Annotated in this window: 29 protein-coding genes, 2 tRNA genes and 1 pseudogene; 22 read left to right on the forward strand and 10 right to left on the reverse strand. The window is 63.1% G+C overall.

Going from position 1 to position 21295, the window contains the following annotated elements; all coding sequences use genetic code 11:
* Positions 1 to 119: 119 nt before the first annotated feature.
* The gene (locus tag BG90_RS00825) at positions 120 to 1013 is read right to left on the reverse strand and encodes a LysR substrate-binding domain-containing protein (RefSeq protein WP_025990457.1); all 894 of its coding nucleotides are present in this window, start codon (positions 1011 to 1013) and stop codon (positions 120 to 122) included.
* A 386-nt stretch (positions 1014 to 1399) separates the two neighbouring features.
* On the opposite strand from BG90_RS00825, the gene BG90_RS00830 reads away from it, so the two are divergent.
* The 5 genes from BG90_RS00830 to BG90_RS31475 are packed head-to-tail and all read left to right on the forward strand — an operon-like array spanning position 1400 to position 2478.
* Complete coding sequence (locus BG90_RS00830) at positions 1400 to 1627, forward strand: hypothetical protein (protein ID WP_010110028.1); 228 nt, start codon at positions 1400 to 1402, stop codon at positions 1625 to 1627.
* 10 nt (positions 1628 to 1637) lie between these two features.
* Positions 1638 to 1769 carry a hypothetical protein gene (locus BG90_RS37705; RefSeq protein WP_010121339.1) on the forward strand — a complete coding sequence of 44 codons (132 nt, stop codon included), beginning with the start codon at positions 1638 to 1640 and terminating at the stop codon, positions 1767 to 1769.
* 21 nt (positions 1770 to 1790) lie between these two features.
* Positions 1791 to 1952: a hypothetical protein gene (locus BG90_RS36570; RefSeq protein ID WP_010121341.1), complete on the forward strand. Its 162-nt coding sequence runs from the start codon at positions 1791 to 1793 to the stop codon at positions 1950 to 1952.
* A gap of 28 nt (positions 1953 to 1980) precedes the next feature.
* Positions 1981 to 2217, forward strand: a complete 237-nt coding sequence (locus tag BG90_RS34455) for a hypothetical protein (RefSeq protein ID WP_038802134.1) — start codon at positions 1981 to 1983, stop codon at positions 2215 to 2217.
* Positions 2218 to 2262: 45 nt separating this feature from the next.
* Positions 2263 to 2478 carry a hypothetical protein gene (locus BG90_RS31475; RefSeq protein ID WP_010121343.1) on the forward strand — a complete coding sequence of 72 codons (216 nt, stop codon included), beginning with the start codon at positions 2263 to 2265 and terminating at the stop codon, positions 2476 to 2478.
* Between the two features lie 516 nt (positions 2479 to 2994).
* Here the strand turns inward: BG90_RS31475 and BG90_RS30915 are convergent.
* Positions 2995 to 3633, reverse strand: a complete 639-nt coding sequence (locus tag BG90_RS30915; RefSeq protein WP_025990459.1) for a hypothetical protein — start codon at positions 3631 to 3633, stop codon at positions 2995 to 2997.
* A gap of 90 nt (positions 3634 to 3723) precedes the next feature.
* Here BG90_RS30915 and BG90_RS36350 point away from each other — a divergent pair, with 90 nt between their 5' ends.
* From BG90_RS36350 to BG90_RS00870, 9 genes are all read left to right on the forward strand, one after another.
* Positions 3724 to 4032, forward strand: coding sequence for a hypothetical protein (locus BG90_RS36350; RefSeq protein WP_162486564.1), 309 nt, complete (start codon positions 3724 to 3726; stop codon positions 4030 to 4032).
* Positions 4033 to 4067: 35 nt separating this feature from the next.
* Positions 4068 to 4841, forward strand: a complete 774-nt coding sequence (locus BG90_RS00850; RefSeq protein WP_232355062.1) for a prohibitin family protein — start codon at positions 4068 to 4070, stop codon at positions 4839 to 4841.
* Between the two features lie 258 nt (positions 4842 to 5099).
* Entirely contained in the window at positions 5100 to 5261 is a 162-nt protein-coding gene (locus tag BG90_RS36040) for a hypothetical protein (protein ID WP_010121351.1), read from the forward strand.
* A 14-nt stretch (positions 5262 to 5275) separates the two neighbouring features.
* Positions 5276 to 6694, forward strand: a complete 1419-nt coding sequence (locus BG90_RS36935) for a phiTE_015 family protein (protein WP_010121353.1) — start codon at positions 5276 to 5278, stop codon at positions 6692 to 6694.
* Positions 6691 to 6849, forward strand: a complete 159-nt coding sequence (locus tag BG90_RS36045) for a hypothetical protein (RefSeq protein ID WP_157135680.1) — start codon at positions 6691 to 6693, stop codon at positions 6847 to 6849. Before BG90_RS36935 ends, BG90_RS36045 begins: the two co-directional genes overlap by 4 nt.
* Positions 6842 to 7081, forward strand: a complete 240-nt coding sequence (locus BG90_RS00860; protein ID WP_124072285.1) for a hypothetical protein — start codon at positions 6842 to 6844, stop codon at positions 7079 to 7081. The genes BG90_RS36045 and BG90_RS00860 overlap by 8 nt, the downstream gene beginning before the upstream one ends.
* Positions 7078 to 7338 carry a hypothetical protein gene (locus BG90_RS00865; RefSeq protein ID WP_010121356.1) on the forward strand — a complete coding sequence of 87 codons (261 nt, stop codon included), beginning with the start codon at positions 7078 to 7080 and terminating at the stop codon, positions 7336 to 7338. The genes BG90_RS00860 and BG90_RS00865 overlap by 4 nt, the downstream gene beginning before the upstream one ends.
* Positions 7331 to 7615, forward strand: coding sequence for a hypothetical protein (locus BG90_RS34465; RefSeq protein WP_107950822.1), 285 nt, complete (start codon positions 7331 to 7333; stop codon positions 7613 to 7615). The genes BG90_RS00865 and BG90_RS34465 overlap by 8 nt, the downstream gene beginning before the upstream one ends.
* The gene (locus BG90_RS00870) at positions 7612 to 8655 is read left to right on the forward strand and encodes a phage Gp37/Gp68 family protein (RefSeq protein WP_010121358.1); all 1044 of its coding nucleotides are present in this window, start codon (positions 7612 to 7614) and stop codon (positions 8653 to 8655) included. The genes BG90_RS34465 and BG90_RS00870 overlap by 4 nt, the downstream gene beginning before the upstream one ends.
* A gap of 437 nt (positions 8656 to 9092) precedes the next feature.
* Here BG90_RS00870 and BG90_RS00875 read toward each other — a convergent pair whose 3' ends face one another.
* Both BG90_RS00875 and BG90_RS37100 read right to left on the reverse strand, forming a co-directional pair.
* Positions 9093 to 9302, reverse strand: coding sequence for a hypothetical protein (locus tag BG90_RS00875; protein ID WP_010121362.1), 210 nt, complete (start codon positions 9300 to 9302; stop codon positions 9093 to 9095).
* Between the two features lie 81 nt (positions 9303 to 9383).
* Positions 9384 to 9779 carry a hypothetical protein gene (locus BG90_RS37100; protein WP_235363851.1) on the reverse strand — a complete coding sequence of 132 codons (396 nt, stop codon included), beginning with the start codon at positions 9777 to 9779 and terminating at the stop codon, positions 9384 to 9386.
* Positions 9780 to 9901: 122 nt separating this feature from the next.
* On the opposite strand from BG90_RS37100, the gene BG90_RS00885 reads away from it, so the two are divergent.
* Positions 9902 to 10981, forward strand: a complete 1080-nt coding sequence (locus BG90_RS00885) for a tyrosine-type recombinase/integrase (RefSeq protein WP_010121366.1) — start codon at positions 9902 to 9904, stop codon at positions 10979 to 10981.
* 25 nt (positions 10982 to 11006) lie between these two features.
* Here BG90_RS00885 and BG90_RS00890 read toward each other — a convergent pair.
* Together BG90_RS00890 and BG90_RS00895 are read right to left on the reverse strand one after the other, a co-directional pair.
* Positions 11007 to 11083, reverse strand: a tRNA-Arg gene (locus BG90_RS00890).
* Positions 11084 to 11249: 166 nt separating this feature from the next.
* The gene (locus tag BG90_RS00895) at positions 11250 to 12080 is read right to left on the reverse strand and encodes an undecaprenyl-diphosphate phosphatase (protein WP_010121369.1); all 831 of its coding nucleotides are present in this window, start codon (positions 12078 to 12080) and stop codon (positions 11250 to 11252) included.
* 549 nt (positions 12081 to 12629) lie between these two features.
* On the opposite strand from BG90_RS00895, the gene BG90_RS00900 reads away from it, so the two are divergent.
* Complete coding sequence (locus BG90_RS00900; protein ID WP_010102906.1) at positions 12630 to 13538, forward strand: aldose epimerase family protein; 909 nt, start codon at positions 12630 to 12632, stop codon at positions 13536 to 13538.
* Positions 13539 to 13743: 205 nt separating this feature from the next.
* The gene (locus BG90_RS00905; RefSeq protein WP_010102904.1) at positions 13744 to 14445 is read left to right on the forward strand and encodes a peptidoglycan DD-metalloendopeptidase family protein; all 702 of its coding nucleotides are present in this window, start codon (positions 13744 to 13746) and stop codon (positions 14443 to 14445) included.
* 267 nt (positions 14446 to 14712) lie between these two features.
* Here BG90_RS00905 and BG90_RS37105 read toward each other — a convergent pair.
* Positions 14713 to 14813, reverse strand: a pseudogene (locus tag BG90_RS37105) (heavy metal-associated domain protein); the annotation flags it as partial.
* On the opposite strand from BG90_RS37105, the gene BG90_RS00910 reads away from it, so the two are divergent.
* The 3 genes from BG90_RS00910 to BG90_RS00920 all read left to right on the forward strand — a co-directional run bounded on the left by BG90_RS00910 (position 14802) and on the right by BG90_RS00920 (position 18412).
* The gene (locus BG90_RS00910) at positions 14802 to 16427 is read left to right on the forward strand and encodes an acyl-CoA synthetase (RefSeq protein WP_010121373.1); all 1626 of its coding nucleotides are present in this window, start codon (positions 14802 to 14804) and stop codon (positions 16425 to 16427) included. The pseudogene BG90_RS37105 and the gene BG90_RS00910 sit on opposite strands and share 12 nt — an antisense overlap.
* 265 nt (positions 16428 to 16692) lie before the next feature.
* Complete coding sequence (locus tag BG90_RS00915) at positions 16693 to 17013, forward strand: DUF2288 domain-containing protein (RefSeq protein ID WP_010121375.1); 321 nt, start codon at positions 16693 to 16695, stop codon at positions 17011 to 17013.
* 7 nt (positions 17014 to 17020) lie between these two features.
* Positions 17021 to 18412 (forward strand): MATE family efflux transporter, encoded by a 1392-nt coding sequence (locus BG90_RS00920; RefSeq protein WP_010121377.1) that lies wholly within the window; start codon positions 17021 to 17023, stop codon positions 18410 to 18412.
* Positions 18413 to 18609: 197 nt separating this feature from the next.
* Here the strand turns inward: BG90_RS00920 and BG90_RS00925 are convergent, their stop codons facing one another.
* Positions 18610 to 18810, reverse strand: coding sequence for a hypothetical protein (locus BG90_RS00925; RefSeq protein ID WP_010102875.1), 201 nt, complete (start codon positions 18808 to 18810; stop codon positions 18610 to 18612).
* A gap of 168 nt (positions 18811 to 18978) precedes the next feature.
* Here BG90_RS00925 and BG90_RS36575 point away from each other — a divergent pair, with 168 nt between their 5' ends.
* On the forward strand, positions 18979 to 19149 hold the full coding sequence (locus tag BG90_RS36575) for a hypothetical protein (protein ID WP_010102873.1): 171 nt from the start codon (positions 18979 to 18981) through the stop codon (positions 19147 to 19149).
* 305 nt (positions 19150 to 19454) lie between these two features.
* Here BG90_RS36575 and BG90_RS00930 read toward each other — a convergent pair whose 3' ends face one another.
* On the reverse strand, positions 19455 to 20273 hold the full coding sequence (locus tag BG90_RS00930; protein ID WP_025990461.1) for a GNAT family N-acetyltransferase: 819 nt from the start codon (positions 20271 to 20273) through the stop codon (positions 19455 to 19457).
* A gap of 150 nt (positions 20274 to 20423) precedes the next feature.
* On the reverse strand, positions 20424 to 20882 hold the full coding sequence (sixA, locus tag BG90_RS00935; protein ID WP_025990462.1) for a phosphohistidine phosphatase SixA: 459 nt from the start codon (positions 20880 to 20882) through the stop codon (positions 20424 to 20426).
* Positions 20883 to 21059: 177 nt separating this feature from the next.
* On the opposite strand from sixA, the gene BG90_RS00940 reads away from it, so the two are divergent.
* A tRNA-Pro gene (locus BG90_RS00940) sits at positions 21060 to 21136 on the forward strand.
* The last annotated feature ends 159 nt before the right edge of the window (positions 21137 to 21295 follow it).

The raw sequence follows: 21295 nt of genomic DNA on the forward strand, positions 1-21295 counted from the left end.
CATCGAACAAAATTTGATCGTGCACGAAATATTACGACCATTTACGAATTACTTACTATGAAAAATTCTCTGTGCAGCCTGACTTACTGGAATGGTGCATGGTGAACCAATCGTCTGATTTATACATGCGTGAGTAACCACTCCCGAAACATAGTAACTGCCGGCGTGTCGCGGCGATCCGCGGGCCAGATGACCTGATACGCGCCGCGGAAGCTAGCATGCGCATCCGATGCCAAGACCAATTGCCCGGACTGAACCAGCGGCGTGATCATGTGCTTCCAGCCCAGAATCACCCCGTGTCCGCGCAACGCCAGTTGAAGCAATACTGGATAGCTGTTCGCCGCAATGGTGCGAGCTGGCCTAAATCCGATCTCGCCGGCAGTCAGGCGAAACCAGTCTCGCCAGCCCATCCACTGGCGTTGTTGCTCCTCCGCGACGAGTAACGTCGCCCCCATCAGTTCTTGCGGAGGCACGCGATGCCCCCCGAGAAATGCGGGCGCGCAGTAAGCGTGAACGTCTTCCTCGATGATCCTCGTGCCAACAATACCCGGGGGCGGCACATCTCGGATGTAGTAGACGCCGATATCGAATTCGGCCGCGTTCAGATTGAAGACCCCCTCTCGGACGAGTATCCGTACCGACACTTCCGGATGGTCTGCGCTGAATTCAGCGATCCGATCCGCAAGAAACAGCGTCGCAGTACCTGATGCGCATGCAATTGTGATGCTATGCGGCGTCTGCTCTTTCATAACAAGCGCGGTTGCCTCGGCGCAGTCAGCCAAAATCGCATGTACTCGGTCCGCGTACTGCTGACCCGCTCGGGTTAGATGCAGCGCTTTAGCATCACGGACGAAGAGCGTCATCCCAAGAAACGTCTCGAGTTTCACTACCTGCTTACTCACTGCACCTTGCGTCACGCTCAATTCCTCAGCAGCTCGCGTGAAATTGCCGTGCCTCGCGGCCGCGTCAAAGAAAACAAGGCACTGTAGGGGTGGGAGGGGTTGAATTCTCATGATCATGTCCAATTCCTCCCCCGAATTTACCGGCTGATCTACTTCTTTGCCATGCGCATCCGCTCGCGTCCCCACTCAGCGGCAAAAAACGACAAACTCTTGTTGACTGTCGATAAACTTCTGTTTATTCTTCGAGTCATGCCGCAGCACTAATCGCTGCGCCACCGCTCCGGCGGATCGATCTTTAAGAGTGCCAGCGCACCGGGACCCGAGAGGGAGCAACCGGTCGTATCCAAGGCGGGATTCGAGAATGGGAGTGGCTTCCCTCGCCGAACAGCTTTGAGCAGATGAGCTCGTAACCGTCTGTTGAAACCTGTTTCTAAAGATAAGGACTACTACGCGAGTGCATCGCCGTGCGCGCTCGCTGCTCTTCGAAAGGAGATCCAGTGGAATCGAATCGGAAGATCCCAACCGTGTCGGTCGAGTGGTTGGAGAACGCGGCAGCTGACCTTGAGGTGAGCGCAAACGCGAGCCGTGAGACTTGGGCGCTGCTCGGTCTATCCCATCGGTACAGCGAGAACATCGGCCGCGCTCACGCTATGCGACACGCGGCGCGCATGAAGCTCGACTACGACCGACGCATGTTCCTGCGTACGGTCGGGCTCAAGGTCTAGGAATTCGATCATGAGCCAATCCGCAAAGAACCTGCTCGAGCTGCGCCGCATGCCTCGCGGTGCGCTTGTCGAGCATCTGCTACGCGAAGTCGCCCGCGACCTGATCACCCGGGCTGTCGACGACGACCGCGGCGGACGCTAATCAACCACGAAAGGGAACGACATGTACGTGTACATCGAATCCGAGCGCACCAGCGATGGAGTGCTCTATACGGTCGGGTTCTACGATCCGCAAGGCAAGTGGCAGGCGGAATCCGACCATTCGAGCGTCGGCGATGCAGCGAAACGAGTCGCGTGGCTTAACGGCAGCCGCGACGCCGCCTGAACAACCGCTCCCGCTACAGGAGAAAGACATGAACCGCACCGATTATCGCGAAACACGTCGCATGGTCCGAGAAAACGGCCTGTACGCGCTGAAGTGGATGAACGCAGAAGAGCAAAACGTCGCGCGCGCAATCTATTGCCCGCCTGAAGACCCTCTCGCGGTTCGTGTACACCTGTTCCGCGTGATGGGTTGGAGTGCTCACCTCGCAGCGTCCATCGCGCGCGACATCGCGGAATGTATTCCGCTTGCTCGGATTCCGTTCTGACCAACCGCGCCCGCCACGCGGGCAATCACAAAACCGAGGATCACGATGATTCACATCCACGCGAATCATGAATACCGCATCCGCGAAACGATGACGTGGGCCAAGCTCCAAGACACCATCGCGCATGAGGACCGCAAATACTTCGCCGGCCATTGCCTCGACGCAGTCGAACTCATGCCGTCCGGCTCTATGCGGCGCATAGAGCCAGAAGCCGATACATCCATCGAACCGTTCGCCGTGTCGACCCACACGTACCGCTGAAGTTCTCCACAACACGAGACAAGCATGAACAGAGCCGCTTTCGACAATGACCTACTAGCCGCGTGCGACCGGCCACACGGGCGACTCGCTCGAGCTTTCGGGATGGTTCTCGTCTACGGCATCACGATCGGCAGCGTTTGGTTTCTCTGTGCTGCGTATCGCGCCGGATTGCTGCAATGACGACGCTAAAGGTGTGGGCCGGCGCCGCCGTGTTCGTCGCACTCCACCTTCTACTCTGCGCTTATGCTGATCAACGCGAGGTAGAAGCAGATCGAACAATTCACAGCCCGCGCATCGCTACGTGAACAATGCGATCTGCAAGAGGAAACGAACGGAAATTTTGTTAATGTCGTTCAAGATGACTCCCTCCGACTCCTTGGGGGAGCATCGCAATACACTGGCGTTAACGCGTATGCTCGTCCGCGGTGTATGACGTCGGTCTGCACCACTCCCCTCGTGAGCAATATCTTGCCCCGCGCTCTTTGAACGATCGCGGGGCATTTTTTCCCGAATGGGTCAGTCGTCGGCGTAAAGCGCGTCTTCGTACGCCTCTTCATCAGGATCAAATGGGCAGTATTTCGGCTCAACGCCAATTGCTAGCATTGCGCGGGCATAGTGCGCTTCCGAACGCTCGCAGTGGTCTTTGATTCGACCGAACGGTGGACGAACCCGCTTCGCAATCCCAGCATCCATCAGTTGTTGGGCCGCGCGAGTCTCCTTGACCATCCCAATGATCCCCCGAACCAAATGGACAGACTGGAGGCTGATGAGGTCAATCGCCTCGAGGCTTTCGATCGCGTAGGCAAAGTCGGACGAGCGATAGTCAGACAGAGCGATATAGTCGGCGACGTTATCAGTTGCGAGCTGCCCAAGGTTGTGACACATCGTAGCCGTGTCCTCCATGAGTTCGACAACAGTCTCTCTGCGCTGAGCGAGTGCATTCGCGGCCTCTTCCCTTGCATTCCGCCTTTGAGCCGTCGCCTCTCGTTCTGAAATCTTATAAGCAGCCCAGATCGCCGCAATCGACCCAACCGCTTGTACCCACGCGGCTACCCCGTCGCCGCGGCCCTTGAACGCGTAGATCAGGAAAGTCACTACGATTCCCAGCGCAGTGAGCGCGAACCCGATTTCCACGCACTGCCAAATCTTTTTCATCACACCCCCGCTTTATTTGGTGCGAATCGTAGCACGACGACTTACCCCATAGCCACGCACATCCCGGCGCTCCGGGCGCGTGGCTTTTTTGTGGCAGTCGCAGCCCGGCAACCCCAGTTCCCCGCTCGCCGCGCGCGGGTTTTCCTCTCGGATAAGCGCGGCCTTTCGGCGGGGCGGCCCGTATGTGCGCCCCGCCGTTTTTTACCGGAGATACCCATCAAAACCGCTTCGAAATTCGTTGTCGCGGCCGTGCTGTTTCTGGTGCTGCTGTCGATCGTGACTCCATGGCTGGTGAATCAGGACAGCAGCATCACCCTGCTCGCCGTGCCGTTCGTGTGGCTGGCGTATGCCGCCGCCTTTGTGAAATTTCTTCCCCCTCATATCAAGGAGAACAAGTGAAACGCCTGCTTCTGATTTTGCTACTCGCGCCCGTGATGTTCCTCGTGACCGGTTGCGACAACGTCCCGGCCGGCTATGTCGGCGTGAAGGTACAACGCTACGGCGACGACCGCGGCGTCAACGTCGAGGTGAAGGGTCCCGGTCGCTACTTCAACGGGCCGAACGTCGACATATTCCTGTTCCCGACGTTCACACAGTCCTACGTGTGGGACAAAGCGGGCAAGTCCGACGAGTCGTTCACGTTCCAGACGGTGGAGGGTTTGTCAGTCAACACCGATGTCGGCATCAGCTACGCAATCCCGCGCGAGAACGCGCCCAAGGTATTCCAGAAGTACCGACGCGGCGTCGACGAGATCACGGGCGTCTACCTGCGCGCGATCGTGCGCGACGCACTGAATCTCGCCGGCGCGTCGATGGCCGTCGAGGACGTCTATGGCAAGGGCAAAGCGGCGCTGCAACAGCGCGTCGAGGACGAGGTAAAGGCGAACGCCGCAAAGGTCGGAATCAGCGTCGAGAAGGTCTATTTCGTGAACCAGATGCGCCTTCCCGAGCAGGTCATGAACTCAATCAACGGGAAAATCGCCGCAACACAGATCGCGCAGCAGAAAGAGAACGAACTGCGTGCCGCCGAGGCGGACGCGGCGAAGCAAGTCGCAATCGCCAAGGGCGAGGCCGAAGCGCTCGAAGTGAAAGCGAAAGCACTGCGCGAGAACAGCCAGATCCTGCAACAGATGGCGATCGAAAAGTGGGACGGCAAGCTTCCCCAATACATGGGCGCGAACAGCGTCCCGTTCGTCCAGATCAAGTAACGAAGTTCTGAGCCTGCGCCCGGTTCTCCCCTCGGATATGGGCGGCCTTTAAGGGTGGCCAGTTCGGCACCCTCTTTTTCCCCGCGGAGATTCAAGAGCGGACGCTCGGCGGTGGCGGTTGGGCTCCGTCACTCCGTTCACCTCATGCAACGCTGCCTTATGCGAGCGCTGAGTGTCCGCCCTTAAACCCCCGCTTTGCTGGCGCCTGCATGGGCCAGCACTTTTTCGAACTCAAATGATGCGCATGAGGGCCACACCATGAAAGAACTGCAACAAGCCGTTTCCACCGCCTTCGCGAACATCGTCGCGGCCGGCGCGATCGAGAAGGCGATCGAAGAAAAGCTGACGAAGACGATCACCTCGATCATCGACGGCGACGAGAACAGCATCAACACCTACTACCCGGGTCGTGACTACTGAACCGCGAGGCGGACATGACGAACGAAACGAACGAAGAGAAGAGCCGCGCTGACGCGATGACGGACGATGCAGCATTCGCTATGTACAGAGCTGCCGCAGAAAGTATCACAGGGCGCCCAACATTCGAGCAATGGAGCGCGGCGCTTGTGCGTGCCATCCTCGCCGCATCCCCTGTCGAGCAGCACGAAGCAGCGCCGGCCAGTGCCACGGTACGCAGCGTTGAGCGCACTGTGCCGCAGGTCGCCACGTTCCAAGAGGCTATCAAAAACGCCTACATTAAGCCGGAACATGAAGAAATTGGGCGCGAGTATTTCGGCCTTGGCTTCATGGCCGGCGCGCGGGCCGTTACGGATACCCCGAGCATCGCGCAGCACGCACCATCCGCCCAGCTCGAAGTCACGGGCAATGGGGCGGATGAGCGAACTGATGCTCTTTGTGATGGCGCGTATTGCGCCGGAGTGCATAAAGGGTTCCAGCTTGGCTATGACAACGACAACGAGGGGCTGCGCAAGGTACTAGAATCGCGCGCTGGTTATGTCAAAGTGCTGCGCGACACCCGCGCCCCTCGCACTGAGGTGGCGGGAGCGGTGCCGCAACCCATCGGGCCGCATGACGTGACCACCAGCGCGGGAGGACGAGGCTACATCGCCGAGTTCTTCGCGAAGCGCCTTTGCCGACACGACTTCGGCCGCTATATCGACGAACGGCTCGCCGCAGATTTTGCGTGCGCACTGGCGAAGTATCTGATGGAGCACGACACCTCTCCCTCCGTAGATGCAGCAGCAGCGCCGGCAGACGAGCGGGCGGCGTTCGAGGCATGGTGGATGCGCGACGTACCGGAATCGTATCGCGGCCTCGCATGCGTGACGGGCAGTGACGGCAAGTACACCGCAGAGAAATGCGAAGGTGCTTGGGAGGTGTGGCAGGCGGCCCGCGCGGCAGCGTCGCAGCCCGCAGCGGAGCTGACGCCGCGCGAGATCTCTGCGCTGCGCGAACTGAAGAAGCTCGGTGAACATCGGTACTTCGCCATTCGCTCCGCAATCGCCGAAGCATGGCCTATCGTCGAGCGGCTTGCCAGCCGCACCCCGCCCGCGCAATCCGCAGCGGCAGCGGGGCAAGAGGCGGTGGCGTGGGTCCGCAAGCATCCGGACACGGGAGAACTCTCGGGCGATTGGCTCTGGAATGACGTGATCGAGCAGTGCCGTAAGGACTCGGGAGTTTGGTTCCCGCTGGGCTTTCTCACCGCACCGCCCGCGCAGGTCGCCACTCGGCAGAGGCTAACGGACGATTCGCAATGCGCGGCGAGATATAGGTTGATTCGCGCGGGTTTCGGTGATTTTGGCCCAGACGCCGATCTGCATAACGCATTTGTAGATGGCGGAGAAAAGCTTGATGCGGCACTCGACGCTCTTCTCGAAGGAGCCAAGCAATGAGTTCGTGGGCTGCATTTTGGTTGTGCTGCGCGGTGTTTATCGCCTGCGATACCTACCTCTATGCCAAGGGGCACGACACGTTCCTGTGGCAGCACAAAACCGCCGAAGAAAAACAAATTCAAAAACACCAAGCAGAAGGAACCAACCATGAATAAGACGCAACTTGGAATCGCGCGCAGCAGAGTGCATCCGAATTGGAGAATGCGCCCCCATCCGTGGGTGGACATGAACACGCTCAAGCCGAAGTACAGCGTGCAGGCTTACGAGCCGGATCTGAAGAAGTGGGCGCACGTCTACAACGGCGAAACGAATAAGGCTTTTTTCTTCGAGTCCACTGAAGCGGCGGCTTCATTTATCAAGGAATTGCAGGGAGCCAATCAGTCATGAACTGCAACTGCATCAGTGAAATCGAGATGAAGCTCGCCAAGCGATATACCGAAGAACTCGGCGAGGACGCAACGGCAGATTGCCAGTCCTCAGGGTTTGCAATGAGCGTCAACTCGATCCGTGTGATCCACAAAACCGAATTCAAGATTGCGGCTCAGGCGAAAGGCTTCACGCGCGGAAAGCTCGTTCCAGTGCTGGCGAGCTACTGCCCGTTTTGCGGAAAGCCGACTGCCGAGGAAGGAACCAAGCATGAATAAGACGCTGACGGAGGCGCAGATCAACCGGCGCTGGGTCGAGATCTTGATCGAGACCTTGAGCCTTGAAAAGCCCACTACGATCGGGCCTAACGACGCATCGTGTTTCGTGAACGCGCTTCGCGGAATTCTCGCCGCTCAGCAGCCGGAGCCGCGCGCCGAGGCTACTGACTTGAACACTCCATGTGCCGGATGCTCGACGCCTCGCGCATGTCAGTACGACGGTTGCCGAATCGTGGATGAAGCGCGCGGAGCCCGCACTCAAGGGAGCCGCACGTGAGCGAAAAAACAAGTATCGAGTGGTGTGATTCTACGTGGAATCCATGGGAAGGCTGTCAGAAGGTCGGCCCCGGCTGCGACCACTGCTACGCTGAAGCGCGCAACACGCGTTTCGGTGGCGGCAAGCCCGTCAACTGGGGACCGGGCGCGCCGCGTCGCCGCACGTCGCCGGCGAACTGGCGCAAGCCGCTCGCGTGGAATGCGGCGCACGACGAGTTCTTCGCCGCGCACGGGCGGCGCCAGCGCGTGTTCTGCGCGTCGCTCGCCGACGTGTTCGACAATGCAGTCGACCCGGCGTGGCGCCGCGACCTGTTCGACCTTATTGTCGACACGCCGAATCTCGACTGGCTCTTGCTCACGAAGCGCGTTGGAAACGTTCAGCGGATGGTTCAAGCGGCAACCCTATGCGACTTTCTTCCGTCGAACGTCTGGCTCGGCGCGACGATCGTCAACCAGGCCGAAGCGGATCGCGACATCCCGAAGCTGCTCGCGACGCCAGCACGCGTGCGCTTCCTGTCGATGGAGCCGCTGCTCGGGCCCGTCGATCTGCGGTTTCACATCTTCAGCGAGCCAACAGGAAACTGGCGCACGCACGAAGGCAAGCGCCAATTCGAATGTCGCCGGCCCGATGATGGCGGCCTACACTGGGTGATCGTCGGCGGCGAAAGCGGCCCCGGCGCGCGGCCGATGCATCCAAATTGGGCGCGTGATCTGCGCGGCCAGTGTGCGGACGCAGGCGTGCCATTCCTGTTCAAGCAATGGGGTGAATGGCACACAGACGCCTTTCTGATGAGCAGCGGCGAGCCGGTGTTTCGCCAGTTCGACTCCTTCCAACAGTGGGTCAACAAGGCGTCGACGTGGGTGAATGGCGGGATCTGCCTGGATCGACACGGCGACGAACTGCGCAATGGAGGCGACTTCATGCGCGCGCGTGATGCAGGCAACTTCCCCGTCACCGTCATGCATCGAACCGGTAAGCGCGCCGCCGGCCGCCTGCTCGACGGCCGCACGCACGATGAATTCCCGGGGAGCACGATGTGAGTCCGGCCGTTGGCTACGTCTTGAGGCCGCCCCCCCCAACCAGTGAAAGGCAGTGTTGCATCCACAAATCGCTTGTGTGCTCGAACCACTTCGGCCGCTTGCGCCAACAGACGCTGATGGTCTAACTCTTTCTCGCCTCGAAAGATCGCCAGCATTTCCGCTTCATGCCGTTCACGCAATTCGATATAGGCCTTATGTGCCGCCTGAAACTCCTCGCGCTGCTCTGGAGTATGCATGTCGCCCCCCGTTTTAGGTTGCCCCCTAGCATGAAAGAACACCCCCACACTATTCACGGGCACCGATGGTGCGTGCCATCCTCGACGGCCTCAGCGCATGCCGGCCAGCCCGCGCGGGCCGAGCGCATCCGCGTCGCACTCTATCGCCTCAACTTCTATGTTGTAGCCGCGGAATGCTAGCCGTTCAAGCATGGCGCTCGCTCAACCGTATCGCGCGAGCCATTCAACGGCGAACGACCGCGCCCGTTCGACGGCCGCCTCTTCGGTTTCGTACGTCCCGAGATTTTTGAACGACGCTTCCGGGTTGTAGCCGATGTAAGTGAACGTCACCTGTGCGGCGAACTGGCCGTCTTCGGTCCCGCGTGGCGCGCAGTCGACGTGGTAGCCGCGCATCGTAAACAAACGCTTCATTTGAGTCAGATCGTGAAACTAACCGAGGCAATCGTAGCACTCCCGGGTTTCATGAGTCTGACGGCTCGCCACGCCTCAGCGTCAATGCTGAATCGAATTCACGGCCAGCCATACGCGGGACGCATTCTCGCCCGCCAGGACACGAGCAAATGCAGCCCCGCACGTCGAGCACTCGTAGTGCTCTTCCCGACATTCGCCTTGGAACACACCGGCGCCGACCATCACAAGATGCTTCGACTTGACGATCGATGGTTGCCCGTGAAGTTCGGTGCACTCAGCGCACAGCTTGATCGTCTCAAGATCCACGACTACCCCCGTACTTTTTGAATTCGAATTGCAAGGAATCCTAGCATGCACGATTTCGCGATAACGCCTGGCCGTTCGGACAACGAGGTCAATGAAGAAATCGCGCTCACGCTTCATCAGGTGGCCGAACGCCTCCAACTGTCCTATAGCACGGTATTCGCGATGCGGCATCAAATTGGATTTCGCCTTCCCGGTTCACGCCTCTGGCGCGTCTGGCCGTCTCGACTTGCCGGACTTGGAGAAAAGCGCAACAATCTGACCCGGCTATCGCTGCGGGTCGGTGGAGAAACTGAATGCCCATCCGCAAAGATAAAAAATCCGGTATCTGGCACCTCGATATCTGCCCGCCAAGCGGCGCGAGAATTAGACGCTCTACTGAAACCCGCGATCGAAAGGCGGCGCAGGAGTATCACGACCGACTAAAAGCCGAGCTGTGGAGACAGGACAAGCTCGGCGAAAAGGCCGATCGTACTTTCGAGGAAGCTGCCGTTAGGTTCCTTCAGCAGTGCGTCGGACAACGCGACTACGCCGGGAAGCTCCGGCATGTGCTGTATTGGCGGGAGCAGTTCGGCGCGACGCCAGTTCGACTGCTGACGGCCGAGCGCATTTTCGATGCTCTACCTACGCACAAGATGGTGAACGGCAAGCCTGCACGACCGCTCGCGCCCGGGACACGCAACAGGTACATCAACACTATCCGACGCTTGCTGAACTTGTGCGTTGAGTGGGAATGGCTCGGCCGCACGCCGAAGCTTCGCCGCTTTGAGGAGCCGGATGTGCGCGTGCGTTGGGAAACGCCGGAGGTCATCATGACGATGATCAACGCGTTGCGCTTACCGTGGATGCGCGACGCGGCGATCGTCGCAGTGGCAACCGGAATGCGCGAATCGGAATTGTTTGGTTTGAGGGTTTCGCAGATCGATCTCGCTCAACGCAACGCGTGGATCACGCACGCCGAAGCGAAGTCGAAGCGGGCTCGAGCTGTGCCGCTCAATCAGGACGCGATTAGCGTGCTGGAGCAGCGCATGCGTACCGCTACGGACCTCGTATTCACGCGAGAGTACACACGCGGAGACGGACCACCCAAGCTGATTCGGCAAATCGACAAGCGCGACTTCGCGCGTGCATGTCGGGTGGCCGGAATGGTCGACTTCCACTGGCACGATCTGCGGCACACCTGGGCGAGCTGGCATGTGCAGCGCGGCACGCCGCTGATGGTGCTAAAGGAGTTAGGTGGCTGGGAAACGATCGCGATGGTGCAAAAGTATGCGCACCTCGCGCCAAGCCACCTCGCCCAGCACGCCGACACTGTCAAGTTTCTGTCAATGTCGGCCGAGCAGTCGGAAGAACCGCCGCAGTCGGAAGCGGCATAAGCGGTTGATGCAAAAAGATTATTTCTGGCCCGCCCTACACGATTCGAACGTGTGACCTACGGCTTAGAAGGCCGTTGCTCTATCCGACTGAGCTAAGGGCGGTCGAGGAGGAGGAAGATGGCGGCAAGCGTCGCCTATCTCAGCGATGCGGGAGGCTGCCGAAATGTTCCGACAGCCATGACAGCATCCCACAGTAAGCCCGGCAAAAACCGAGCCGGGAATTATACCCGATCGCTTCCTGAAAGCGATCGGAAACGCCAATCGCGCATCAAACCGGCTGTGTGTGGACCATGAACCAGCCGAGGCAGAAAAGGCCCGCGAGCACGCAGTACAAGCCGAACGAAGCAAGTCGCCCGCGCCCTTCGAAATAACGCATCAGAAACCGCACGCTCAGATACGCGGCGATCGCGGTCAACACGCCTCCCAGCAGCGCGTCGGCGAGTTGATCCGGCGCGTGGAAGAGCTTCGGCAATTCGAGCAGCCCCGCCGCGAAGATGATCGGCGTGCCGAGCAGAAACGAGAACTCCGCCGCCTTCTCCGCCGTGAGCCCTGCCGCGTTGCCGGCGATCATCGTCAGACCGCTGCGCGAAAAGCCCGGAATCAGCGCGCCGATCTGCGCGAGGCCGACGAAAAACGCCTGCTTGAAGGTCAGCTTCTCGGGCGGACGATGCGCGCGCGCGCGCTGGATGCGGTCGCCGAGCCACAGCAGGACGCCGTTGACGATCAGCGCGAACGCGACGATACGCAAATCGTGAAACACCCGCTCGATGCGCTTTTCGAGCAGCAGCCCGACGAGCCCCGCCGGAATCGTGCCGATGATGAGCGCCCACATCAGATGGCCCTCGTCGTTCTTGCGCCCGTTCAGCGACGCGAAGAAGCCGGCGATCAGCGCGACCCACCGCTCGCGGAAGTACCACAGCAGCGCGAACGCGGTGCCGAGGTGCAATGCGACGAGGAAGGGCAGCAATTGCGGCGCGTGCTTGTCGATGTGCATGCCGACAAGCGCGGGCACGAGGAGCGTGTGCCCCAAGCTGCTGACAGGAAAGAGTTCGGTGACGCCCTGCAGGACGCTCAGAAATACCAGAAACCAGAGGCTCACGCGTCGGTCCTTTTATCGGAGAGGGTTAAGCGAGGAGAACTGACGGGAACGGCGTCGTGCAGATCGCCGCGCCGCCCGAAAAAACCGCGCCCCGATTATGCCGAGCGAGAATGACCGCGCCAAGGCGTTTGGCGCGAATCGGGCATCTGGCTAACAGCCAGATACATTTTTAATACGATTGAAAGCTGGAGCGAAAGCGAACCGCCGCAGATTGCAACAATGCTTTCAGAGCGAAAAGCGGCGAATCAGCGGCCGACTTTGTAGAAGAACAGCACGGTGCTGCCGGTGAACATGCCGAACAGCGTGAGGGCCATTGCAGTTGCCAGATCCATGTTCGCTCCTTATTGGGTACAGATCCGGTGCTTTAAGAATGACCGGTTTGCGTCATTGTCCTTACAGCTTGCCATTTTTGACATTCTCGATTTCCCGCATGCGCGATTTCCCTTAGCTGTCCGCGCGTCACCTGCCGCGCCGCCCTGCGCGCACAAGCCCGCAACGATTCCGCTATCCTTGGCGGCCCTACCCTAAAGAACGTCGACGCCTGCCGCCATGCCCTCTTTCCAGAACCAGGACATCCTCGAACTCATCGACGGCGCGTCGCTCGCGCGCATCGCGCCCCAAGCGGGCGGACGACTCCTGTCGTGGAGCATCGACGGTGCAAGCATCGTCTTCTGGCCGGAATCCGCCGACTGGTCCCTCCCCGCGAAGATCCGCGGCGGCAATCCGCTGCTGTTCCCGTTTCTCGGCCGCCACCGCGTCGATGGACGGATCGGCTTCTGGCGCGACGGCGCAGGCGTCGTCCGCGAACTGCCGATGCACGGCTTCGCGCGCGATCTGCCGTTCGACGCGCAAGTCGACGCCGACGGCCGCGGCGTCACACTGACGCTCGAAAGCAGCGAGCGCACGCGCGCCGGCTTTCCGTTCGAATTCCGTTTCGCCGCGCGCTATCGGCTCGTCGACAAGCGCACGCTCGAAGTCGAGCTGACCACGACCAACCTCGGGAACACGCCGCTGCCGCACTATGCGGGCCATCATTTCTATTTCGCGCTGCCGCACGCCGAACGCGCGTCGACGGTGCTCGAACTGCCGCCGACGCAGCAACGCCGTCAACTGGACGACGGCTCGATCAGCGCGCCCGAGGCCGGCCTGCCGCGCCACACGCTCGATGATCCGAGCATCCTCGACCGCTTCCACTGCCTCGACGGCGTGCCCGCCGAGCCGGTGCGCGTGCTGATGCCCGGCCGCCGCCACGCGATCGAGATCGACCTGAACCGCCCGGGCTCGGTGCCGTGGTACGCGGTGACGACGTGGACCGAAGCGCCGGGATCGGATTTCTATTGCGTCGAGCCGTGGCTTGGCCTGCCGGACGCGATCCACAACGGCCTCGGCCTGCGTCACGTCGCGCCGGGCGCAACCGAAACCGCGGCGCTGCGCATCCGCGTGACGCCGCTCGCGTAACGCCGCGCACCACGCTCGACCAGGCGCGGCAGCCTGCTCGAACGGCTGCCGCGCAGGCCCGCTCCGCCCGCGTGCCGCCCCGTCCGAACACCCGTCGCCGACGTCCCGATATCCCGAAACGACGAGCCCGCCGCCGAACCCGTTAAAATCAGACGTTTTTGTATCCGCTGCCGCGCGCCGTCGCGGCGGTGCTTTGCGAGGTTCAATGTTGCTGAAAACAACGAGACGGCTCGTCGTCGCATCGCTTGCCGCGCTGCTCGCCGCGTGCGGCTCGGCGCCCGTCGGCCCCGGCTTCTACCGAGTCGAGCGCGGCGACACGCTCTCCCAGATCGCGCGCGCGAATCGCCAGTCGGTCGCGAACATCGTCCGCTGGAACCAGATCGCGAATCCCGACGCGATCGAAGTCGGCCAGGTGCTGCGCGTCGCGCCGCCGCCCGGCTCCGCTTCGACGTCGGCCAAGGCAAGCGCCTCGCGCAGCCCGAGCCGCCCGGCGCCGTCGTCGCCCGCCACCTCGTCGGCTCCCTCGGTGAAGCCCGCGTCGAGCATCTCGCTCGTGTGGCCCGCCGCCGGCAACGTGATCCGCTCGTTCGACGGCTCGAAGTCGAAGGGCATCGACATCGCGAACACGGCGGGCACGCCCGTCGTCGCGGCGGCAGCCGGTACGGTCGTCTATGCGGGCAACGGTCTGCGCGGCTACGGCAACCTGCTGATCGTCAAGCACAACGCCGATTTCCTGACGACGTACGCACACAACCGCACGCTGCTCGCGAAGGAAGGCCAGACGGTTGCGCAGGGACAGAAAATCGCGGAGATGGGCGACACCGACAACGACCGTGTCGCACTGCATTTCGAGCTGCGCTACGGCGGCCGCTCGATCGATCCGTCGCGCTACCTGCCGTCGCGCTGAAGCAGCGCGAAGCGGCGCGCACGGCGCGGCGCGTCGTGCGCGTTCCCGCGCGAGCCGAGCGATCGGATCAAGAGAACGATCAGCGTTTGCGCAGCCGGCCGTGCAGACGGCCGGAAAGCGGATCGACGTGGCGCGCGAACGCCACCAGCACGCCGATCCCTATCACGCTGAGCCCCGTAGCTATCAGAAACAGGTCCATGGTCGTGTATCTATAGTTGGTGAAACGATCATACGCAGCATTTGTCGTTTGCGCATGAACGTGCCCTCTAGGATCGACCCTAACGGCCGCGCGTACGCGCGGCGATTCGGTGTACTGTGCGTCGAAACACCACGCGAAAAACGACCGGAGACGCCCGATGCTGCCCCACGCCGCCAGTTACGCCGAGCTCGTCGACCGCTTCGAATGGCGCGTTCCGGCGCGCTACAACATCGGTGTCGACGCATGCGACAAATGGGCTGACGGCAGCGGCCGCGTCGCGCTGATTCACGAGCACGCGGACGGCGTCATCGCGCGCTGCACATTCGACCAGTTGAGAAGCGCCTCTAATCGACTCGCGAACAGCTTCGCGCGCGCAGGCGCGAAGCGCGGCGACCGGATCGGCATCCTGCTCGCGCAAGGCCCGGAAACGGCGATCGCGCATCTGGCCGCGTATAAGCTCGGCGCGGTCGCGGTGCCTCTTTTCACGCTGTTCGGCGCGGATGCGCTCGAATTCCGCCTCGGCGACAGCGGCGCGGTCGCGCTCGTCACCGATCGCGCCGGCTACGAGAAGATCGCGCCGCTGCACGCGTCGCTGCCGTCGCTCGCGACGATCTACTGCGTCGACGGCGCACCCGATCTCGCCGAGCCCGGCGTGCTCGCGTTCGATGCGGCGCTCGCGGCCGAATCGGACAAGTTCGAACCCGCAGACACGTCGGCCGACGATCCGGCGCTCATCATCTACACGTCCGGCACGACGGGCAAGCCGAAGGGCGCGCTGCACGCGCACCGGGTGCTGCTCGGTCATCTTCCCGGCGTCGAGATGTCGCAAAACCTGTTTCCGGCGCGTGCGCGCCTCTCCTGGACGCCCGCCGACTGGGCATGGATCGGCGGCCTTCTCGACGTGCTGCTGCCATCGCTGCATCACGGCGTGCCGGTGCTCGCGCGCCGCTTCGAGAAGTTCGACGGCGTGGCCGCATTCGAGCTGCTCGCGCGGCACGGCGTGACGCACACGTTCCTGCCGCCGACCGCGCTGAAGCTGATGCGCGCGGCCGTCGCCGAGCCGCGCGATCGCTACGCGCTCGCAATCGAATCGGTCGCGAGCGGCGGCGAGTCGCTCGGCGCCGAACTGGTCGCATGGGGGCGTGACGCATTCGGCGTGACGATCAACGAGTTCTATGGACAGACCGAATGCAACGTCGTGCTGTCATCGTGCAGCGCGCTGTTCGAGCCGCGGGCGGGCACGATCGGCAAGGCGGCGCCCGGACATCGCGTCGCGATCGTCGACGATGCAGGCAACGCGCTGCCGCCCGGCATCGAGGGCAACATCGGCGTGCGCGCACCCGATCCGGTGATGTTCATCGGGTATTGGCACAAGCCCGATGCAACGCGCGAGAAGTTCGCCGGCGACTATCTGCTGACGGGCGACGTCGGCGTCGCCGATGCCGACGGCTTCATCCGCTTCGTCGGCCGCAACGACGATGTGATCACGAGCGCCGGCTATCGGATCGGTCCGGGCCCGATCGAGGACTGCCTGCTCAAGCACCCGGCGGTACGGATGGCGGCCGTCGTCGGCGTGCCGGACACGACCCGCACCGAGATCGTCAAGGCGTTCGTCGTGCTGAACGCCGGCTACGCAGCGAGCGACGCGCTTGCACGCGAGTTGCAGGAGCACGTGAAGACCCGGCTCGCCGCGCACGAATATCCGCGTGCGGTCGCATTCGTCGATCGCCTGCCGATGACCGCGACGGGCAAGATCATTCGCCATGCACTGCGTGATGCGTGATGCGTACGCGTCCGATGTTCGAAACGCGTGCGGCGCAAGCGCCGCATGTCGAGCCCTGCCCCGCCAAGCGGGCGACGATCATCGCATCTGCTGCAAAAGCAACGCGATAGCGCCAACGCATCCCGCTCGAGCAGATCCGCCGGCACGTGTACGCCCTTATCCTCCCATGCCGCCGCCTGCTGCGAAACTCGTCCGAACGGCCGAGTCTCGCCGGCCGCGCGAATGGTTTATAGTGGCGCTCACCGTAGTTCAGTCGCCTCACTCCATGTCTTCGAATACCCCCTCCCCCGACGCGCAGCACAGCCCGCTCTACCTGAAGCTTCTCGGCGAAACCGCCAAGATCGACTGGTGCGATCTCGAGCGCTTCTTCGCGCAAGGCAAACTGTTGTCGGTCGCGCGCGATCTCGATCTCGTGAGCGTCGCCGAAGCGATCGCCGGCGACGACAAGGATCAGGTCACACGCTGGCTGTCCGCGGGCCACGTCGAACGGATGCAGGCCGGAACCGCGCACGATTACGCGACGCGCAATCCGGAGCTGTGGGCGGTCGTCGTATCGCCGTGGGTGTGCGTGCAGGAACGCACGTAACGCCGCGATGTCCGCCTCCTCCGCTTCCGCGCACTCCGACGAAGACCCCGAGCCGCGCTCCGCCGCGAGCTGGCACCGCCGCGTGCTCGGCCTCGCGCTGCCGATCATCGCCGCGAATCTCACTCAGCCGATTCTCGGCGCGGTCGACACGGCCGTCGCCGGCCATATCGACGGCCCGCAGTATCTCGGCGGCGTCGCGCTCGGCGGCCTCTTCTTCAACTTCGTGTACTGGGGCTTCGGCTTCCTGCGGATGGGTACGACGGGGCTCGTCGCGCAGGCGTTCGGCGCGAACGATCTCGCCGGCATCCGCATCAACGTGCTGCGCGCGCTGCTGCTCGCGTTCGCGCTCGGCGCGGCGGTGCTCGCGCTGCAGACGCCGCTCATGGGCCTCGCGTTCGCCGCGCTCGGCGGCAGCGACGCGGTGCGCGCGACTGCGCTCGACTACGCGCACGCGCGCATCTGGGCCGCGCCGTTCGCGCTCGCGAACTACGTCGTGCTCGGTTATCTGCTCGGCGTGCAGCGCGTGCGCGTCGCGCTCGCGATCCAGGTGTTCATCAACGTCGTCAACATCGGCGCGGTGCTGCTCTACGTGTATCGCTTCGATGGGGGCGTCGCGGGCATCGGCGCCGCGACCGCGACGGCGGATATCGCGGGCTTCGCGCTGAGCGCGCTGCTGCTTCGCTGGCTGAACCCGCGCGGCCTGCCGAAGATCAGTCGCGTCGAGCTCTTCGATCGCGCGGCGCTTGCGCGCCTCGTTGCGCTCAATCGCGACATATTCCTGCGCACGCTGTGCCTGCTGTCGGCGTTCGGCTGGTTCGCGCATCTCGGCGCGCGGCAAGGCGACGCGACGCTCGCCGCGAACGCGCTCCTCCTCAATTTCCAGACCTTCATGGCATACGCGCTCGACGGCTTCGCGCACGCCGCCGAGGCGCTCGTCGGCGCGGCGGCGGGCGCGCGCAACCGCGGCGCGTTCCGGCAAGCGCTGCGCACGACATTCTTCTGGGCAGGCATCGGCGCGCTGGGCTTCGCACTCGTCTATTGGGGCGCGGGCAGTTGGATCGTTGCGCAGCTCACCGATCAGCCGTCGATTCGCAGCGTCGCCGAACGCTACCTGCCGTGGGCCGCGCTGTCGCCGGTGGTCTCAGTCTGGGGTTTCATGCTCGACGGCGTGTTCATCGGCGCGACGCATACGCGAGCGCTGATGCGTGCGATGGCGGCATCGTTCGCGCTGTTTGTCGCGGCGACGTTCGCGCTTGTCGGCCCATTCGGCAATCACGGGCTCTGGGTCGCGCTGCTCGTGTTCATGGCGGCGCGCGGCGCGACGCTCGCACGCCATCTGCCCGGGCTCGAGCGAGCCGTCGCGGGCCATGCGCCGTCGATCGCGCGCACCGCAGGCTAACGCGTTTTTCGCGTCGCCCGCGGCGCGGGGCTTGGCCGAGACACGTTGGTTGCCGATGGCGGCCTTGGCAACGTGAATGTATCGTCAGACGGCCTGTTTCGTGCGGCTCGGCGCTGCCCATCGGGGAAGCCGCACCGTCGCCCGCCTCGCGCGCGCAGGCACACCGCGTACGCTCCGCCAGCCGCGGCGCACGGCGCTTATTGCGGCTGCTTCGCGGGCGGCGCAGCCTCCCCGCCTGCGCCGGGCGCGCCGAGCATCGACGGCGGCGTCATGTCGGTCGGCACACCTTGATAATCGGGCGGATCTTGCGGCGGCGTGCCGCGGCGGCCCTGCCGGGGATCGCTTGCGCAGCCGGCGAGCACGGCCGCCACGAGCGCGGCGATGACGATGCGGGTCATGAATTTCCTCGGAGTGAATGAACGATAGCGCCCCCGTTTCTGCCGGATCGCGCCCGGCGAGTCTACTGGAAACTGGCGCGCGATGACGCCGACGCGCGGCTTCGCGTCCGCGCCGGCATGTCCTACTATGTAGACGTGGCGCTATGCCGGTGTGAAAGGAGGGCTGCCATGGATGCCGAATCGATTGCGGGCCTGATCGGCCTGGGTATCGGGCTGCTGGTGCTCGTCAGCTTGTCGGTGTACGAGTCGCGCGAATACAAGCGCTCGCACAACGGCGAAGGCATGATCCATCATTGGATGGCTGAGCATCACCTGCTCGACTGGCGGCGCAAGCACTGACCGCCCTGCCGCCTCTCTTCCACCGCCCTATGCACGACGAACGCGACGCCACACGTGGATGCGTGCGGCGCGCTGACATAGCGCGCGGACGGTGCCAGTTCGAAATCACCTGATGCCCGCTCGCGACGGGCAGGAGAGGCGCTGTTTGCGCGCCGGAATGCGCGTGATCGCAGCGCATCGCGCGCGTACGCGGCGGCACCGCAACACGACTCCGTCCATCGTTTCGCCGCCCTGAACGACCGCCGATAAAGCAACGGCACGACGATACATTCGCCGTGCCGTCGTTCGCATCAGGCCGGGCAGCGTCAGCGCGGCAGCGGGTCGTTCAGGAAGTGACGCGCGTAGCGGGCATTGATGTCCGACAGGCGGAACAGCGTCAGGAAGTCCGCGCAATTGAAGTCCGGATCCCATGCGGGTGCGCCGCAGATCTTCGCGCCGAGCCGCAGATAACCCTTGATGAGCGGCGGCGGCGCGACCTTCACGCCGGTCTGCAGTTCGTCGACGGGCAGCGGCGTGTGCGGGAACGCGCGGTACTCGGGCGCCGTCAGCGCGTCGCCGAGCGACTGATAGAGATTCGCCGCGTAGTGGCCGCCGTCGGCCATCGACACGCTCGCGCAACCGAGCATCGTCTCGTAGCCGTTTTGCAGCATGTATGTGCCCAGGCCGCCCCAGAGCGCCATGATGACGGCGCCGCTGCGATAGTCGCGATGCACGCACGAGCGGCCGACTTCGACCATCTTCGAGCGCAGGTGCGTGAGACGCGACAGGTCGAACTCGCCCTCCGCGTACAGGCGGCCGACACGCGCGGCCTGATGCGGCGGCAGCACGCGATAGGTGCCGACGACCTTCAGCGTGTCGAGATCGCGCACGAGCAGGTGATCGCAGTACGGATCGAACGAATCGACGTCGAGGCCCGCCGGGCCGCTCACGTGCGCGCCCATTTCCTCGGCGAACACGCTGTGGCGCAGACGCTGCGCTTCGCGCAGCTCGTCTTCGGTACGCGCCCAGGCGGCGCGCAGGCGGAACTCAGCGGTGACCGTTTCGGACGCGCGCGGCAGACGGCGGCGCGGCAGGTCAAGGGGTAGCGAGGCAAATGGGAGCGTGGGCGTCGGCAGTTCTCGCATTAGGCTTTCCTGGTCGTAAGGAAGGAGACGACATGCCCGCCAATGTAGTAACCGGCCGTGACGCTTGCGTGGCAAAACGGTGTCCATTCGGTGACGTGTCGCCGATTTGACTTTAGCAGAAAGGAAGAAATAGCGTTTGATTGCGGCCAATCAGACTAGATCGGGCGAGATGGCCGCGCGTAGCACAGTCTGCCCGTTGCCTTCGCGCGCGCGACTCGAAAGCCACAGCAGGCCGCCCTTCTTGAGGCTCCAGCTCTCGTCCGAGCCGGCGAGCAGGTACGCGGCGACGCAGCCGAGCGTCGGCTGATGCCCGACGATGACGACCGTCGATGCAATTCCATCCGGCCAGCCGGCCGCGGCGAGCACGTCGCCGACGTCGCAGCCGGGCGCGAGCTCGTCCGCAGTTCGGTAGTGGTCGGTCAGCGCCTCGGCCGTCTGCACGGTGCGCGTGGCCGGGCTCGCGAGCACTGTCGCGTGGCGCTCGATGCGCGCGCGCAGCCATTTCGCGACGGCCTGCGCGTCCTTGCGGCCACGCGCGGTCAACTGGCGCGCGAGATCGTTGCTCGCGTAGTCTTCGGCTTCGGCATGCCGCCAGAGAATCAGGTTCATCACAAGGACGTCTCCAGAATGGATTGAAGCCGGCATGCCGCGGCGTCGCGGCGTCGCGGCATGGCGGGCGCGATGCCGCGGCGCCCCGCCATTCTTGCGCAGTCTGCATGCATGCGTCCGCCATTGCACGCGGAGATTGACCCGGCTTGAATAGGGGCGATACAATCATCGATTCTTCGGAGCGTAGCGCAGCCTGGTAGCGCATCTGATTTGGGATCAGAGGGTCGTAGGTTCGAATCCTATCGCTCCGACCAAGGAATTCAAGGGGTTACGGTTGATCGCCGTAGCCCCTTTTTTCCGTTTCTGGATTCTCGTCCCCAACATTGATTGGCGCCAACGGGCCAGAATGTTGGCTAGCCTCAATTCTCATTTTCTCCAACGACACGCTGCCTTATCCGTGGGGATCGCCGGAA

The sequence above is a fragment of the Burkholderia oklahomensis C6786 genome (genome assembly GCF_000959365.1).
In the GTDB taxonomy this organism is placed as follows: Bacteria; Pseudomonadota; Gammaproteobacteria; order Burkholderiales; family Burkholderiaceae; genus Burkholderia; species Burkholderia oklahomensis.